This is a genomic window from Paenibacillus sp. W2I17 (genome assembly GCF_030815985.1).
Lineage (GTDB): Bacteria > Bacillota > Bacilli > Paenibacillales > Paenibacillaceae > Paenibacillus.
The window spans coordinates 4,857,570-4,872,008 of sequence record NZ_JAUSXM010000001.1 but is presented as its reverse complement, the minus strand read 5'-3'; the positions used below and the strand labels follow the sequence as shown (position 1 = coordinate 4,872,008).

Genomic DNA, 14,439 nt, shown 5'->3' with positions numbered 1-14,439 from the left:
TTATTGTGTTGCGTCATGTCGCTTAGATATGCAGGCTTGGTCTTTATTTTAAAATGCCATCACTCATATATATTGCCTCCTGCGATGACACGCAACTGTTCCAGATCACAGATCACTAGCTTTCGCTGCACTTTGCGAATAATATCTCGATTACACAGATCTTGAACGACTCTATTAAGATGTCTATAGCTAGTGCCCAGCATATCGGCCAGTTCGGTGAGCTTGGAGGTCTGGATCTCTTCCGAAGAAGACTCGTCCTGGCCCATTGTGGACAACAGATAGCTGGCAAATCGGCTCTCGACCGGATATAACATATTCAGACTCGAGAGGTTGGAAAAGGTGTACAATTTATGCGTAACTTGACTCAGCATAAAGTGGAGAAACTTAGGGTTCTCTGCATATGTATTCTGGAGAGCGCGGTAGCTGATACCCAGCAGCAGGCTTCTGCTCACAGACTCTACCGTATTCATAGCCTCCTTGCCATTCACCAGTTCCAAATCTCCCACAAGCGCAAGTGGTGTACTGAAACGAAGCAACAGAGACTTCCCGTTAGGCAGGGTAGTGTAGATCTTGAGCTTTCCTTGCACGAGAAAATACAATCGCTCGGGTCGCTCACCTTTGGCACATATCATCTCGCCCTTCGCAGCTTCAAGTAGTCGCAACTCAGCGAGTGCAGGCTCGTCCAGCACCTGATCCAACCCATTCTCACGGGCAAGCTGCCGCACAAGTCCAAAGTCCATGATTTCTTTCATTCCGACTTCCCCTCCGTTGTCGTATATTATGTAAAAGGACATATGTCCCATATTTGATATACATTCGTACAAATATCTTGATATAAAAATAGTTACAACTAACACTTATATCCAGTAAATCATTTCAACTGGGAAATATTTTAAAATTTAATCATAAAATGTTCATTCTTTCATGTAAAATGCCGTTCACGAAAAGCCATTTCCGTCCGATGAAAGATAGAGCATTCCATAGATCGTTAAAAATAATACATTCAAATATTGAAAGGATGGTCCTCTTCCATGAACGTTGTAGATGCCCTGCTTAAAGTAATGCCTTATATCAGCCTGATCCTGAGAGAACCAGCTAGTTTAACTGTATATGATCACGAAAAGGTATTGGAGGTTATTACCACCGACAAGTTTGACCTTGGTTTTGAAAAAGGAATGCCACTCTTGGAATCATATCAAAACTTTTCCATCTTAAAAAATGGAAGAGAAGCTACTCTCGCTACTCTCTCCAAGGACGTTTATGGTATCGAACTGGATATTTTGAACATTCCGATCTTTGATGATCACCAGAAAGTTGTTGCTGTTTTCTGTGTATCTTACGACCAATCTAACCAGAACCAACTTGAGGATATTATACAAGAAAATCAAACCATCAATGGTAACCTCGTTGATATGGTGCAGCATGTCGCCGCTCATGCCCAAGAATTGCAAGCAACTAGTGAGCAGATCTTGCAGAACACAAGACTTGCTGTTCAGAACTCTTCCCAAATCAACAAAGTAGCCGGGTTCATTCGTGAAATCTCTGAGCAAACCAACTTGCTTGGCCTGAATGCCGCTATTGAAGCCGCTCGTGTTGGTGAAGCCGGTGCCGGCTTCGGTGTGGTTGCTTCCGAAGTACGCAAACTCTCTGTGGATGCCAAACAAGCTACAAGTGATATCGATACCAGTCTGAGAGATGTACAACAGGTCATCAAACAGATGGAAGTTGAAGTCTCCCAGATTGCAGCCTCTTCACAGGAACAAGCAACGCTTGTATCCTCCTTTACGGATGTGATAGAGCAGCTTAATGAAACAGGGGAGCGAATGAAAGTTCTGTCCGAACAACTGATCAGCTATTCCGTTAAAAACTAATCAAAACATATCTTTTGATGAACTTTGGCTAGTGCAAAGATACATTTTATATGCAACAAACAGGACTCGGGTTGCCCATGATGGATAATCCAAGTCCTGTTGTTTGTTGTGCCCATTTTATATAACCAACTACTTCAGATAAAATCTTAATTGGCTACATGTATTGATTTATCTCCTATCACTTCTTCTTCCGACTGCCAGCATTCCACTTCACCCGGAATATGAATCCGGTCCCGGGTAAAGACGGGATCACGTCCTTCAGCCTTCTGTTTTTTGTAGTCCTTCAACGCTTCGAAAGTCACCTTGGACAGCATCAGAATTGCAATCAGGTTCACCACCACCATGAGCCCCATGAACAGGTCAGCCAAATCCCATACAAGCTGCACTTTGGCTACCGCACCAAACACCACCATCGCGATAACGCAAATGCGGTATACCCACAGCCAAACTTTGTTGGATTTGATAAACTCAATGTTGGTTTCTCCATAGTAATAATTTCCGATTAGTGTACTGAAGGCAAATAGGAACACCATAACCGCCAGGAATCCCGATGCCCATGAACCAATATGTACACTTAATGCAGCCTGAGTTAATTCAATGCCACCCAGATTGGAACCTTTGTATACCCCGGATAGCAAAATAATCATGGCAGTGCTTGTACATATCACTAACGTATCTGTCAGCACGCCAAACGCCTGAATAAGTCCCTGTTTCACCGGATGTGTTGTATCCGCCGTTGCAGCAGCATTCGGGGCGCTACCCATGCCCGCCTCATTGGAGAACAATCCGCGTTTCACACCGTTCATTAGTGCAGCACCCAACGTTCCGCCAGCAACCTGTTCGATGCCAAAGGCATTTTTGACAATCAACGCAATCATGGCCGGAAGCTGGGTTATGTTCGCCAGCACCACAAAAGCTGCCACCCCAATGTACAATACGGCCAGTACAACAACGATGTATTCCGATGCTTTTGCAATCCGTTTGACACCGCCCATGATAATTCCTGCAAATATCACAGCCATAATGATACCCACCGTTAACCGATCCGTGCCAAATGAGTTCTCAAATGCAACGGTAATCGTGTTAGACTGCACCGCATTAAAGACCAAACCGAATGAAAGCGTAATGAGAATGGCAAATAGAATCCCCATCCAGCGTTTGCCCAACCCACGTTCCATATAATACGCCGGACCCCCGCGGAATCCGCCCTTATCCTTCACTTTATAGATCTGAGCCAACGTACTCTCCACAAAACTGGAGGCTGACCCGATAATTGCAATGATCCACATCCAGAATATAGCACCAGGTCCACCCAGTGCGATAGCCAGTGCGATACCGGTAATATTCCCTGTACCTACACGGGCCGCCATACTAATACAGAACGCCTGAAAAGGTGAAATTTTGCCTGGTTCCTTGCTTTTTGGCTCTAGAAGCACCTTCACCATATCTCCAATCATACGGAATTGCATGAATCGGGTCTTGGTGGTGAAGTATATACCACATACTACCAATAATATAATTAACACTTTGGACCATAGAAAATCATTGAAAATGACGACAATATCTTGTATTGTTTGCTCCATCGGTATGCCCCTTTTTATGGTGTATTTCAAGCACAGAGATGGTTACGCGAAAAGTTTGTACCATTCTGCACAACACTAGCCCCAGACTTCGGGATGTTACTTATACTACAAGGGCATCTACGGAAATCGACAAATACCTACATGCAATCTATACATTTATTTTAAAAATGGGCTTTGATCGCCCAATCATTGTCATAGAACCTGACATGTCAGGTTCTATGCAAGAAGGAAAGGAACGATTACACTGGAACGAGAGTTCATGGCGGAGTTAACCGCCTTTACCATAGATTTATCAATCACACCATTCGCAGAGAAAGGGAATGACTGACATGCGTTATTTTATCGTGGATGATGATCCTGGCGTTCGTTCCATGTTGATGGATATTATTGAGGATGAAGGCCTTGGCGATATTGCCGGGGAAGCTGAGGACGGAGCACATATTCACGCGGAAGTGTTGGAACTGCATAAGGTGGATATCCTGCTGATTGATCTGCTGATGCCACAACGAGACGGGATCCAGACTGTGCGGGCGCTTGAAGGAAGGTTCGAGGGCAAGATCGTCATGATCTCCCAGATCGAGTCGAAAAATATGATCGGAGAAGCCTATTCACTAGGCATTGAATATTATATTACGAAGCCGATTAACCGATTGGAAATTCTATCTGTTCTGCGGCTGGTGAGCGAAAGGCTTCGGATGCAGCAGTCCATCGCAGATATTCAGCGGACATTGCAGGGATTGTCCGGTTTGAATTCTACCGAACGTACTGCTGCTCCTGTTCCGGACAAAACGATTACTACAGCAGGACATTTCCTGCTGTCCGAGATGGGCATGATCGGCGAAGCGGGCAGCAGGGATCTGCTGGACATGCTGGAATATCTGGAGCAGGTAGAGACAGATGAACATAAGCTGTCCCCCTATACGTTCCCATCCCTCAAAGACATCTTCCAGAATGTAGCGATACGTAAACTGGGAGAAGACGCCTCTCTCGCAGAGGTGAACAAGGAGATCAAGGCATCGGAACAACGTGTTCGCAGGGCCATCTTCCAGACTCTGAGCCATGTGGTTTCTCTGGGATTAACAGATTATACACATCCAAAGTTCGAGAACTATGCATCCAAATTTTTCGATTTCACCGAAATCCGCAAAAAAATGCTGGAACTGCAAAACAATGTGGAGCCTTCCTTGTCCCAGACACGCATTAATACAAAAAAGTTTGTGCAGGTCCTATATTTGGAAGCCAAACGATTGCTGCATTAAACAGATGCATGATGGATACGATGCAAAAACAAACGGGCATGAATATTACGCCGGTAGGATACCGCCTCTTCAACTGAGGCTGTCCATACCGGCTATATTCATGCCCGTCTGTACGATCAAGCTTTACAATCTATGTGATTTGTTCCGTGTATAAAATTAAATCGCTTTGGGTTTAGGCCCGTGAATGGTTTCGGCTAATTCGGTTATACTCATTAATCAATTCGTCCAATGCCATAGACTGCCGAATTACATCGGGATGCCCAAGACCACCCTTGTTATGCTCTACCAGCATATGAAGGTTATGTCTGGCCTTCTCTATTTTATTTTTCAAATCCAAACTCATAACCATGACCCCTGATACCTCCTTATTCTGTGAACCATTTTAGTTTTTCCTGTCAATCTATAGTTGGATTAACATATGGCATAGGAGACAAGGATGTTTTGTATTCTTCTCCAAATTTTGATAAAGATTATTTTATCACACAAGAGCTTATCCGAAAATGGCTGATATGACGCAATTTTAGTGGTAATAACGAGGGTTGGCTTCTAGCGTCTGGCCTCATCATTCACCGCCAGAACGGATTGTGTCGTAAATGTGTATATTGAAAAAACAAAAAGTCTATTGGTTCAAAAGGTAATAAAATCCCTTTCCATAATGGGGTCATTCAGGTACAATAGGGCGATGTGTGTGTCCGGACCCGGCGGATACAAATGATGTAATTTAGAGGACGGCCAACGACGGCCATTGATCCTGATTTGATATTATTGGAGGCTTATCATCACCATGCAGACCGATTCACAGACTAAAGTCAAAATTGTTAACGCCGATCCCAGCGCAATGGGATTATTTGGGTTGGCTATCGTAACCCTGGTCGCTTCTTCCCAAAAGCTTGGCATTACAGAAGGACTTAGCTACGCTATTCCTTGGGCGATCTTCCTGGGTGCCTTTGCCCAGCTATTCGCATGTATTCAAGATTCCAAACGTAACAACACCTTTGGCACAACGGCTTTTGGCGCGTACGCATTCTTCTGGTTCGCTATGGCTGCCAACTGGATGATTAAAATGGGCGTATTTGGCTCCACTCTTGCTGAACAGACCGATGGCAAGCAGCTCGGATTTGCTTTTGCCGGATACCTTGTATTCACCCTGTTCATGACGATCGGTGCTATTGAAGCGAATAAAGTATTGCTTATCATCTTCATTCTGATTGACTTCCTGTTCCTTGGCTTGACCTTTGATGCTTTCGGTGTAGCTCCTCACATTTTCCACACCATTGCAGCATACGCTGAACTGGCTATCGGAATTGTGTCCCTGTATGGTACAGGTGCTTCGGTACTGAACGCTCACTTCGGTTATGCGTTCTTGCCAATCGGCAAACCGTCCGGCATTTTCAAGCCCAAGGCTTAATATACAGCAGTAAACCGCCAGCGCGCCGGTCCGCGCCTGGCGGTTTTTTTGCAGTCTAACTTCATTTGAATATGTATCTGACCGACACCTATACTAGGGATAACAGATAAAAAAAGACCCTGCAACACCTGAAATGAAATGTCACAGCAGCCATACTGTAAGGAGGAAAAAACATGAGAGAGATACCGAAACCAACGGAGATGGATCAGGTGGAGAAAAAATATGTACGCGAAACACGTTGTTTCAAGACGGCACGGGTGTTCCCAACCGATGTCAACAATCATAATACGTTATTCGGCGGCAAGCTGATGTCCTACATCGATGATATTGCATCCATCGCAGCTTCCAAGCTATGCCGGGTCAATACCGTAACGGCTTCAACCGACTCTGTCGATTTCCTGTATCCGATTAACCCAACGGATTCTGTTACGCTTGAATCGTTCGCGTCCTGGACAGGACGCAGTTCCATGGAGATTTTTGTGAAAGTGATTCGAGAGGATCTGAAGACCGGAGAGAAGAAAATTGCAGCGACTGCATTTCTGACCTTTGTGGCCTTGGACGAAAATAATCGCAAACTGATCGTACCCCGCATTATCCCGGAGACGGAAGAAGAGAAGAAACTATACGAGACCGCTCCGGATCGGGCGGCCATGCGGAAACAACGGCGGGAAGAGAGCAAGAAATTCGCTGACTTCCTGACCGTTACTTATCCTTGGGAATAAAAACACGCTAAACCATAACAAGATTGAACACCAGCATTACATTATCTGGTCGATGCCGGATAGATGGACACCGCTCTGCTATCCGGCAGTTCACCACCCATGGAGACACACCACTGCTGATAGATGCGATACGCTGCCCCACTCTCCAGCAACCCCTGACAAGTGTATATGCCCTCTTCGATGGAATTGACACGCCCCGCCGCATACAAGCGGAAACCTCCATTTAACAAGACCTGATTCACAAAAGCAATATGACCATCACCGCTTAACACGCTTTCCGCCACTTCAAGCTGCTTCGCAGCCGTCCAGACCAGCTCCGGCACGGGCATATCCAGTTCATAGGCTGCAGGATCAACCAATTCCAGCTTCATATCGCCGTCTTCCACGACGTATACGCGGGTTGGCCGATCAATATACAGATCCTCAGAACCTTCCATTCCCTGTACAACATAAGCACGACGATAGTTAAACCGGGTGAGCAACTTCGCAATCCGATCCAGGAAGGTATTATGAAACACACCAAACACCAAATACGGTGAATGGTTATAATCAATCAGTTTCTCTGCTGTGTTAAACACCGTTCGAAAACCCAACTCTTCCCGTAACGGACGAAGCTTACGAAGGGGTGCGCACCAATCCTCGGAGGACACGTACATGACACCCGAACGCAATGCAGCGCTCCGGGCATCTTCCCGATCCATCTTGTGTGTATCAATACCCACTTCCTTCAAAAGTACCGACAACGTGACGCCCCACTTGGGTGGTAAAGGATCACTCCCGTGCAAAGTCACCGGCAACCCGGCCGCCGCGAGTACAAATGCAACCGGAAACGTGGCCATGAACGACTTTGTCCGTCCATCATAAGGACCGGCACAGTCCAAACCGTCCTGAAATACCGAGAAACGTTCCGCACTGTTACGACAAGCATGAACAAAAGCTTCCAGTTCCTCGACGTTTTCCATTTTCATACGTTCAGCCATAAGAAACGCAGCCGTCTGGGCAGGGGAGACCTCCTGTTTCAGGATTTTCTCTGCTACGGTCAGTGCCTCTGTATAATTCAGATCACGCGAGCCTCGTTTCCCACGTCCGACCTCTCGGAGTATTTGAGACATATCCATGCAGAACCCTCCTTCCGATTAAGACTGGAGCAGTTGATGTGCCTTCACAATCGCTGTAGCTACATCAACCATCCGTTTGCGTTCATCCATCGCTTTCTTGCGTAACAGGTCGTAGGCTTCGGCCTCGGAGATCTGCTTCAGATCACTAAGGATAGCCTTCGCCATATCAATCCACTTCCGATCTTCCAGCCTGGATTGCAGCTGCTTCCGTTCCTGCTCCCACTGTTTGCGTTCCATGTAGCGCCGGGCTGCAAAGTGAAGAGTCCAGTGAATCTCGGGCCCGGTCATGGATGGTGTAAGTATTCCATCAAATGAGGTTTCGACCTCGCAGGATTCTGCGGAGGAAGAGGCTGTATCTGGCGCGCACCACCAAAGCAGCGGCGAATCCGACTTCCCCTTTCCCAGGCAGTTCACCCAGTACTCCACATCAGTCAGCGACAGATGCAAAATGGACGCTTCGGCCGCACGAGCTAGCTTCACCGCTTCCGCTTCACTGCCCGCCACCTGTACATGGTACCCGTTTGCTCCCAGCAGCCTCTCCGGTGTCAGAGGGATTGCATCGGATGAGGCAGCTATCGTTGGTTGAACACGGATGACCAATAAAGATCGCATGATGGATCAATCCCTCCCTTATTGCGTATAATCAGAGTCCACAATATTTAAGACGTTAATACATGAAAGCAATAAACATGTTACATTACCTAACAAAATTAAGCAGTGACGATTATGCGTCTTATTTTCAACATTAGAATGATCTTTTCATGTCTCATCATGTTGCAATAAAAAAAGGGTAAAACACTATACATGGCACCTTTTCTACAGTATTTATCGTATCCAGCGTGCTAACTTTATCTAAATCCTTCAAACTAAGAAGATATACCCGTAAAACTTCGTCGTCCATTCGATATTCCAATAAACTCATGTAAACATAATTAACTTTAAATTTCAAATACTTTTTTATGTTAACTATCTTGACATGGGTAGATCAATCTTTTATAGTTAAGCCATAACAACTCCATATTTGAATCGATCACAGTTACAACGGCGTAGCTGGTTGAAACGGCAATGAAGCCTGTTTTGCAATCTCGGAGCAAGGGATGCGTATGTATATGCGCAGTCCTCCGAGGCATAACAGGCTTTTTCGATTTTAGAGACAAGGTTTCGAGGCAGTTTGCAGAATGGACCTAAGGGGGCTAATCATAATGAGTACAACGAAAAAACTGGTGCTGGTCGGCAATGGCATGGCGGGAATCCGCACAATCGAACATATCCTTAAGCTTGCTCCACACGCTTATGAAATTACAGTCTTCGGCGCAGAGCCGCATCCCAACTACAACCGGATCATGTTATCTTCTGTACTGGCTGGCGGAACATCCATCGAAGATATCGTAATCAATGAGTGGAGCTGGTACGAAGATAACGGCATTCGGGTGTACCCGGGTGACCCGGTCGTTCAGATCGATCCCAAGCGCAAGGAAGTTGTATCTCAAAATGGTGTACGCGCAGCCTATGATGAGCTGATTATGGCAACCGGTTCACAGGCGTTTATCCTGCCGCTTCCCGGCGCTAACAAGGAAGGCGTTATCGGATTCCGAGATATTAAAGACTGCGAGACCATGATGGCAGCATCACAAAAGTATCGCAAAGCTGCCGTCATTGGAGGCGGATTGCTAGGACTGGAAGCAGCGCGGGGGCTGCTCAATCTGGGCATGGACGTCACAGTCATCCATATTAACGGTCATCTGATGGACCGGAACCTGGATTTGCCGGCAGGACTGATGCTCCAGCGTGAGCTTGAAGAACAGGGCATGAAGTTCCTTTTGAACAAACATACCGAAGAAATCACAGGCAAACAACGGGTAAAAGCCATTCGTTTCACTGATCAAACGGTACTTGAAGCGGATCTGGTTGTCATGGCTGTCGGGATTCGTCCGCAGATTGAACTGGCTCGCAATACCGGCCTCGATGTGAATCGTGGAGTCATTGTAGATGATTATATGCATACCAGCATCCCTGGCATCTCTGCCGTTGGCGAATGTGCAGAACACCGCGGTATTGCTTACGGACTGGTTGCTCCATTATATGAACAAGGCATGGTGCTCGCAAAACGCCTGGCTGGCGCGGCAACTGAAGGCTATGAGGGTTCAGTCACTTCTACCAAGCTGAAAGTATCCGGTGTCGACGTTTTCTCTGCCGGACAATTCAAAGACGGTGCGGACACTCGCAGCATTCGTATTCAGGATGACGTTGATGGTGTGTACAAAAAGATGGTGATCAAAGACGGACAGCTCATTGGAGCTGTATTGTTCGGAGATACCACAGATGGCGCTTCTCTATTTTCCCTCATTAAAAGTGGTGAGAACATCAGCGGTCGGGAGAAGGAAATTTTGCTCGGCATACCTTCCGGTGGCTCCGGATCTGGCCCATCTGTCGCAGAACGTATGGCCAGCATGCCGGATGACGAGATCGTCTGTGGTTGTAACGGTGTTACCAAAGCTTCCATCGGGGACGCCGTTCTGAATAAAGGCTGTAATACACTCGGTGCAATCAAATCCTGTACCAAAGCTTCCGCTTCTTGCGGTGGGTGCAAACCTATTATCGAAAACCTGCTCACATATTATGCCGGTGATAATGTAGGCGAACAGACCAAAGAAGGCATCTGTGGCTGTACATCCTATGATCGGGATGAGATTGTTGCTCAGATCAAGGAGATGGGACTCAAAAGTGTGAAGGAAGTTATGAATGTTCTCGGTTGGAATGAACCGGAAGGCTGCTCCAAGTGTCGTCCTTCCCTCAACTATTATCTCGGTATGATCTGGCCGGCTGAATACACGGATGAGCGTGTATCCAAATTCACCAATGAACGTTATCACGCCAACATCCAGAAGGACGGTACCTACTCCGTTATTCCACGGATCTATGGTGGTGTGACTTCTCCGGCGGAATTGATCAAGATTGCAACTGTCGCAGAGAAATACGATGTGCCGTTGGTGAAATTCACGGGTGGACAACGACTCGATCTGCTCGGTGTACAGAAGGAGAACCTTCCGAAGATCTGGGAAGAACTCGATATGCCTTCCGGTTTCGGGTATGGCAAGGCGCTGCGTACGGTGAAAACTTGTGTAGGTAATACGTTCTGCCGATTCGGTACACAGGATTCCATTGAGATGGGTATTCGACTGGAGAAAAAACTCGACAAAATGGTGGCCCCGGCCAAAGTGAAACTTGCCGTCTCTGGATGTCCGCGGAACTGTGCTGAAGCCACCATCAAGGATCTGGGTGTTGTCGCCATTGATGGCGCTTGGGAGATTCATGTTGGCGGTAACGCCGGAGTTAAGGTTCGTGCAGCCGAGTTGCTCTGTACGGTGAAGACCGATGCGGAAGTGGAAGAGTGGACTTACTCTTACCTTCAATATTATAGAGAGAATGCAAAATGGAATGAGAGAACAGCGGCATGGATTGAACGGGTAGGTCTGGATCATGTGAAGGAAGCATTAGCTGATCGGGATGTACGTCTCGCTCTGGTCGAACGTCTGGAAGTTACACTGGGTCACACGGTTGATCCTTGGAAAGAAATCATTCAAGACGAGAAATTGCGTAAAAACTTCACCCCATTGTCCGGTGCCGAGCCGGTAACCCACTAGAAGAGGAGGAACAGCGATGAACAAATTCCGAATTGGACACCTTGCAGATATTGATGAAAAGGGAGCACGGACCTTCCTGATACAGGATACCGAAATTGCAGTCTTCAAACTGAGCGACGGAAGTCTGCACGCCGTCGAGAATCGCTGCCCTCACAAGGGCGGCAAGCTGTCGGAAGGCATGGTGTGCGGGACAGCGGTTCATTGTCCTTTGCATGATTGGAAGATTGATCTGCGTAATGGTAAGGTACACGAGCCGGATGAAGGCTGCTTGAATACCTACAAAACAGAAGTGGACGGCAACAGCGGAGAAATCTTCATCACAATTGCGGGTTAAAGGCTAGAGATACCCTGACATCAAGGAGGCGTGCGCTATGGATTTTGTTAAACCTGCAGAAGTGCTGCAATCAATGGTCGAAGCTGGTGAGAGCAAAGCCAGAATGAACCGGGTACAGATGCTGATCCGCGGTTTTCTGGCGGGGGCTATCCTTGCCTTTGCAACCACACTGGCATATACCGCTGTATCTCAAACTTCCGTTGGTTTGGCAGGTGCACTGATATTCCCGGCTGGATTCGTCATTATTATTCTGCTGGGTCTTGAATTGGTGACAGGAAACTTTGCGGTGCTTCCACTCGCAGTGATGAAACGTAGAATTACATGGATGGAGATGCTCCGAAATTATTTTTGGGTGATCACAGGACATCTGCTCGGATGTGCATTCTATGCTCTGTTATACGGCTTGACCATTACCAAGATGGGTACGGATATGAGCAACCCTCTAATTCAAACGCTCATCCAAACCAGTGAAACCAAGACCCTGGGGTATCAGCACTTGGGTGGGGCTGGCATTGTACTGGTCATCATCAAAGCCATTCTATGTAACTGGATGGTCACACTCGGGGCAGTGATGGCAATGACGTCCACTTCTACACTGGGCAAAATCGTAGCGATGTGGCTGCCCATTACCATATTTTTCGCTCAGGGATTTGAGCACGCTGTGGTAAATATGTTCGTCATTCCGGCAGGCATGATGCTTGGTGCACAGGTCAGTGTCGCTGACTGGTGGCTGTGGAATCAGATCCCAGTGTTGGTGGGTAACCTCATTGGCGGAGCTGTATTTACAGGCCTCGGTCTATATGCTGCACACCACTGGGGAAATCCAGTAAAGCTATCGAACAAACTGGCGACCATTCAGGGTGGTCGTTCAGGATTGGCAAGTTCTGATGCTGCACCGAAATTGGGGACACGATCATGAGCCGGGGCCTGGTTAGTATTGTTGGCGCTGGTCCTGGAGATCCGGATCTGATTACGGTAAAAGCCCTGAAACGTATTCAGTCCGCAGATGTCATTATGTATGATCGGCTTGTGAATGATCAATTGCTCGCTGAAGCTCGTGAAGGAGCACTCCGCATCTACTGCGGCAAGGCTCCAGGCCTTCACTCCATGAGTCAGGAGATGATTGGACGGATGCTGGCTGCCCATGCAGCGGAAGGCAAACAAGTCGTAAGACTCAAGGGTGGCGATCCGTTCATCTTTGGCCGTGGTGGTGAAGAAGCGCTTGCGCTGGCGGAAGCAGGGATTGCATTTGAGATCATTCCTGGCATCACTTCAGCTGTAGGTACATCCGCTTCATCCCTTATTCCGTTAACCCATCGCGGGGTTGCTTCATCCTTCGCATGTGTCACGGGAACCGGCAGTGATGGAAGTGTATCTTCGGTTCGCTGGGACCTGCTCGCCCATAGTGTGGACACACTGGTCATCTACATGGGCATTAGCCAACTGCCCCAGATTCAACATGAATTGCTTCACCATGGCAAAAGTGGACACACCCCTGCGGCTTTAATCGAACGGGGAACCACTTCGGAGGAACGGATCATTACCGGCACACTTGCCGAACTGCACTCCCTCGCCCTGTCGCATAAAGTGAATAATCCGGCATTAATCATGATCGGAGAGTCTGTCCTGATTCGCGAACAACTGCTTCAGATGCAACAGGCGGCTAATGCCTCCATGACCGGATAATCCGGTACTTTAATCCAACAGCATACGCTCGTGAATAGTCCGACCCTTCTGCCCTGGTTCAATCAGCAGACGGGTCGGTTTGATGTTAATCAGTGCCGTAAGTTGCTCTCCCATATAATGCGCAGAATACTTGAATCCAATCTCCGCCCAATGCATGATTACCCCTACTGTTGCAGATACCAGATAACTTAACATGATGTCGTAATTAATCGTCCACTCACTATCCTCGGTCACCAATACAAAATCTTCGGTTAGATACGTTCTAAACATATTGCACAGCCGGGAGCTCATATCTGAATGCATCGTTATTAATGCACGAAAGATATCCTGATGGGCTTCAATATATTCGAATACAGGCATCGTGGATGGCAGCAATACAGTCATGTCCACTTCTTTGAGCTGTGCGTATGGTTCTGCATAAGCTCGCCCCACTCCCTGCATGAAATCATCCAGAATGAACTGCAACAACTCCGGTTTGCCGGGAAAATGTAAATAGAAGGTTCCACGGTTGTAATCCGCCCGTTCCGTAATATCCCGGATTGTGAGGGCATCCGCTCCCTTTTCTAATATCAAAGAAACCGCCGCAGCGATGATCGCATCCTGCGTTCTTCGTGCTCTCCGGTCCTGAGGATGTTCAATGATCAACATTTTCGCCTCCTTTGTTCATTATTGTAATATAAATGAACACCGCTTACACCTCTGTCCGATAGCTGACATATGCGCTGTCAATGATTATTGTCACATTGCTATGTATATCTTAACATTGAGACAGGAAAGATAGACGACAGGTTGAAACTTTTTTTGAGAAATACCT

14 protein-coding genes are annotated in these 14,439 nt (G+C 47.1%); 8 read left to right on the top strand and 6 right to left on the bottom strand.

Going from position 1 to position 14,439, the window contains the following annotated elements:
• Positions 1–59: 59 nt before the first annotated feature.
• Entirely contained in the window at positions 60–752 is a 693-nt protein-coding gene (locus tag QF041_RS21855) for a Crp/Fnr family transcriptional regulator (protein WP_307415647.1), read from the bottom strand.
• A 279-nt stretch (positions 753–1,031) separates the two neighbouring features.
• Between QF041_RS21855 and QF041_RS21850 the strand changes: the two genes are divergently transcribed.
• Complete coding sequence (locus QF041_RS21850; protein ID WP_307415646.1) at positions 1,032–1,871, top strand: methyl-accepting chemotaxis protein; 840 nt, start codon at positions 1,032–1,034, stop codon at positions 1,869–1,871.
• Between the two features lie 146 nt (positions 1,872–2,017).
• Here QF041_RS21850 and QF041_RS21845 read toward each other — a convergent pair whose 3' ends face one another.
• Positions 2,018–3,454, bottom strand: coding sequence for an alanine/glycine:cation symporter family protein (locus QF041_RS21845; protein ID WP_307415644.1), 1,437 nt, complete (start codon positions 3,452–3,454; stop codon positions 2,018–2,020).
• Between the two features lie 329 nt (positions 3,455–3,783).
• Between QF041_RS21845 and QF041_RS21840 the strand changes: the two genes are divergently transcribed.
• Positions 3,784–4,713, top strand: a complete 930-nt coding sequence (locus tag QF041_RS21840) for a response regulator (protein WP_307417028.1) — start codon at positions 3,784–3,786, stop codon at positions 4,711–4,713.
• A gap of 172 nt (positions 4,714–4,885) precedes the next feature.
• Here QF041_RS21840 and QF041_RS21835 read toward each other — a convergent pair whose 3' ends face one another.
• Positions 4,886–5,062 (bottom strand): aspartyl-phosphate phosphatase Spo0E family protein, encoded by a 177-nt coding sequence (locus QF041_RS21835; protein ID WP_017691636.1) that lies wholly within the window; start codon positions 5,060–5,062, stop codon positions 4,886–4,888.
• Between the two features lie 435 nt (positions 5,063–5,497).
• Here QF041_RS21835 and QF041_RS21830 point away from each other — a divergent pair, with 435 nt between their 5' ends.
• Complete coding sequence (locus tag QF041_RS21830; protein WP_307415642.1) at positions 5,498–6,121, top strand: acetate uptake transporter; 624 nt, start codon at positions 5,498–5,500, stop codon at positions 6,119–6,121.
• 209 nt (positions 6,122–6,330) lie between these two features.
• The gene (locus tag QF041_RS21825; protein ID WP_026081401.1) at positions 6,331–6,843 is read left to right on the top strand and encodes an acyl-CoA thioesterase; all 513 of its coding nucleotides are present in this window, start codon (positions 6,331–6,333) and stop codon (positions 6,841–6,843) included.
• A 41-nt stretch (positions 6,844–6,884) separates the two neighbouring features.
• On the opposite strand, the gene QF041_RS21820 is transcribed toward QF041_RS21825, so the two are convergent.
• Together QF041_RS21820 and QF041_RS21815 are read right to left on the bottom strand one after the other, a co-directional pair.
• Entirely contained in the window at positions 6,885–7,961 is a 1,077-nt protein-coding gene (locus QF041_RS21820) for an anthranilate phosphoribosyltransferase (RefSeq protein ID WP_307415641.1), read from the bottom strand.
• A gap of 18 nt (positions 7,962–7,979) precedes the next feature.
• Positions 7,980–8,573, bottom strand: a complete 594-nt coding sequence (locus QF041_RS21815; RefSeq protein ID WP_307415640.1) for an ANTAR domain-containing response regulator — start codon at positions 8,571–8,573, stop codon at positions 7,980–7,982.
• Positions 8,574–9,163: 590 nt separating this feature from the next.
• On the opposite strand from QF041_RS21815, the gene nirB reads away from it, so the two are divergent.
• The 4 genes from nirB to cobA are packed head-to-tail and all read left to right on the top strand — an operon-like array spanning position 9,164 to position 13,625.
• The gene (nirB, locus tag QF041_RS21810) at positions 9,164–11,605 is read left to right on the top strand and encodes a nitrite reductase large subunit NirB (RefSeq protein ID WP_307415639.1); all 2,442 of its coding nucleotides are present in this window, start codon (positions 9,164–9,166) and stop codon (positions 11,603–11,605) included.
• 16 nt (positions 11,606–11,621) lie between these two features.
• Positions 11,622–11,939: a nitrite reductase small subunit NirD gene (gene nirD / locus QF041_RS21805; RefSeq protein ID WP_036612155.1), complete on the top strand. Its 318-nt coding sequence runs from the start codon at positions 11,622–11,624 to the stop codon at positions 11,937–11,939.
• A gap of 37 nt (positions 11,940–11,976) precedes the next feature.
• A complete protein-coding gene (locus QF041_RS21800) occupies positions 11,977–12,858 on the top strand; it encodes a formate/nitrite transporter family protein (protein WP_307415638.1) in 882 nt (293 codons plus the stop codon).
• Positions 12,855–13,625 carry a uroporphyrinogen-III C-methyltransferase gene (gene cobA, locus QF041_RS21795; protein ID WP_307415637.1) on the top strand — a complete coding sequence of 257 codons (771 nt, stop codon included), beginning with the start codon at positions 12,855–12,857 and terminating at the stop codon, positions 13,623–13,625. The genes QF041_RS21800 and cobA overlap by 4 nt, the downstream gene beginning before the upstream one ends.
• 9 nt (positions 13,626–13,634) lie before the next feature.
• Here cobA and QF041_RS21790 read toward each other — a convergent pair whose 3' ends face one another.
• Positions 13,635–14,273 (bottom strand): TetR/AcrR family transcriptional regulator, encoded by a 639-nt coding sequence (locus QF041_RS21790; RefSeq protein WP_036671653.1) that lies wholly within the window; start codon positions 14,271–14,273, stop codon positions 13,635–13,637.
• Positions 14,274–14,439 lie beyond the last annotated feature (166 nt).

What these genes read in the sequence shown, in the direction of transcription:
- QF041_RS21855 (WP_307415647.1), bottom strand. Translation starts at nt 752, where the DNA reads ATGAAAGAAATCATGGACTTTGGACTTGTGCGGCAGCTTGCCCGTGAG.
- QF041_RS21850 (WP_307415646.1), top strand. Translation starts at nt 1,032, where the DNA reads ATGAACGTTGTAGATGCCCTGCTTAAAGTAATGCCTTATATCAGCCTG.
- QF041_RS21845 (WP_307415644.1), bottom strand. Translation starts at nt 3,454, where the DNA reads ATGGAGCAAACAATACAAGATATTGTCGTCATTTTCAATGATTTTCTA.
- QF041_RS21840 (WP_307417028.1), top strand. Translation starts at nt 3,784, where the DNA reads ATGCGTTATTTTATCGTGGATGATGATCCTGGCGTTCGTTCCATGTTG.
- QF041_RS21835 (WP_017691636.1), bottom strand. Translation starts at nt 5,062, where the DNA reads ATGGTTATGAGTTTGGATTTGAAAAATAAAATAGAGAAGGCCAGACAT.
- QF041_RS21830 (WP_307415642.1), top strand. Translation starts at nt 5,498, where the DNA reads ATGCAGACCGATTCACAGACTAAAGTCAAAATTGTTAACGCCGATCCC.
- QF041_RS21820 (WP_307415641.1), bottom strand. Translation starts at nt 7,961, where the DNA reads ATGGATATGTCTCAAATACTCCGAGAGGTCGGACGTGGGAAACGAGGC.
- QF041_RS21815 (WP_307415640.1), bottom strand. Translation starts at nt 8,573, where the DNA reads ATGCGATCTTTATTGGTCATCCGTGTTCAACCAACGATAGCTGCCTCA.
- nirB (WP_307415639.1), top strand. Translation starts at nt 9,164, where the DNA reads ATGAGTACAACGAAAAAACTGGTGCTGGTCGGCAATGGCATGGCGGGA.
- nirD (WP_036612155.1), top strand. Translation starts at nt 11,622, where the DNA reads ATGAACAAATTCCGAATTGGACACCTTGCAGATATTGATGAAAAGGGA.
- QF041_RS21800 (WP_307415638.1), top strand. Translation starts at nt 11,977, where the DNA reads ATGGATTTTGTTAAACCTGCAGAAGTGCTGCAATCAATGGTCGAAGCT.
- cobA (WP_307415637.1), top strand. Translation starts at nt 12,855, where the DNA reads ATGAGCCGGGGCCTGGTTAGTATTGTTGGCGCTGGTCCTGGAGATCCG.
- QF041_RS21790 (WP_036671653.1), bottom strand. Translation starts at nt 14,273, where the DNA reads ATGTTGATCATTGAACATCCTCAGGACCGGAGAGCACGAAGAACGCAG.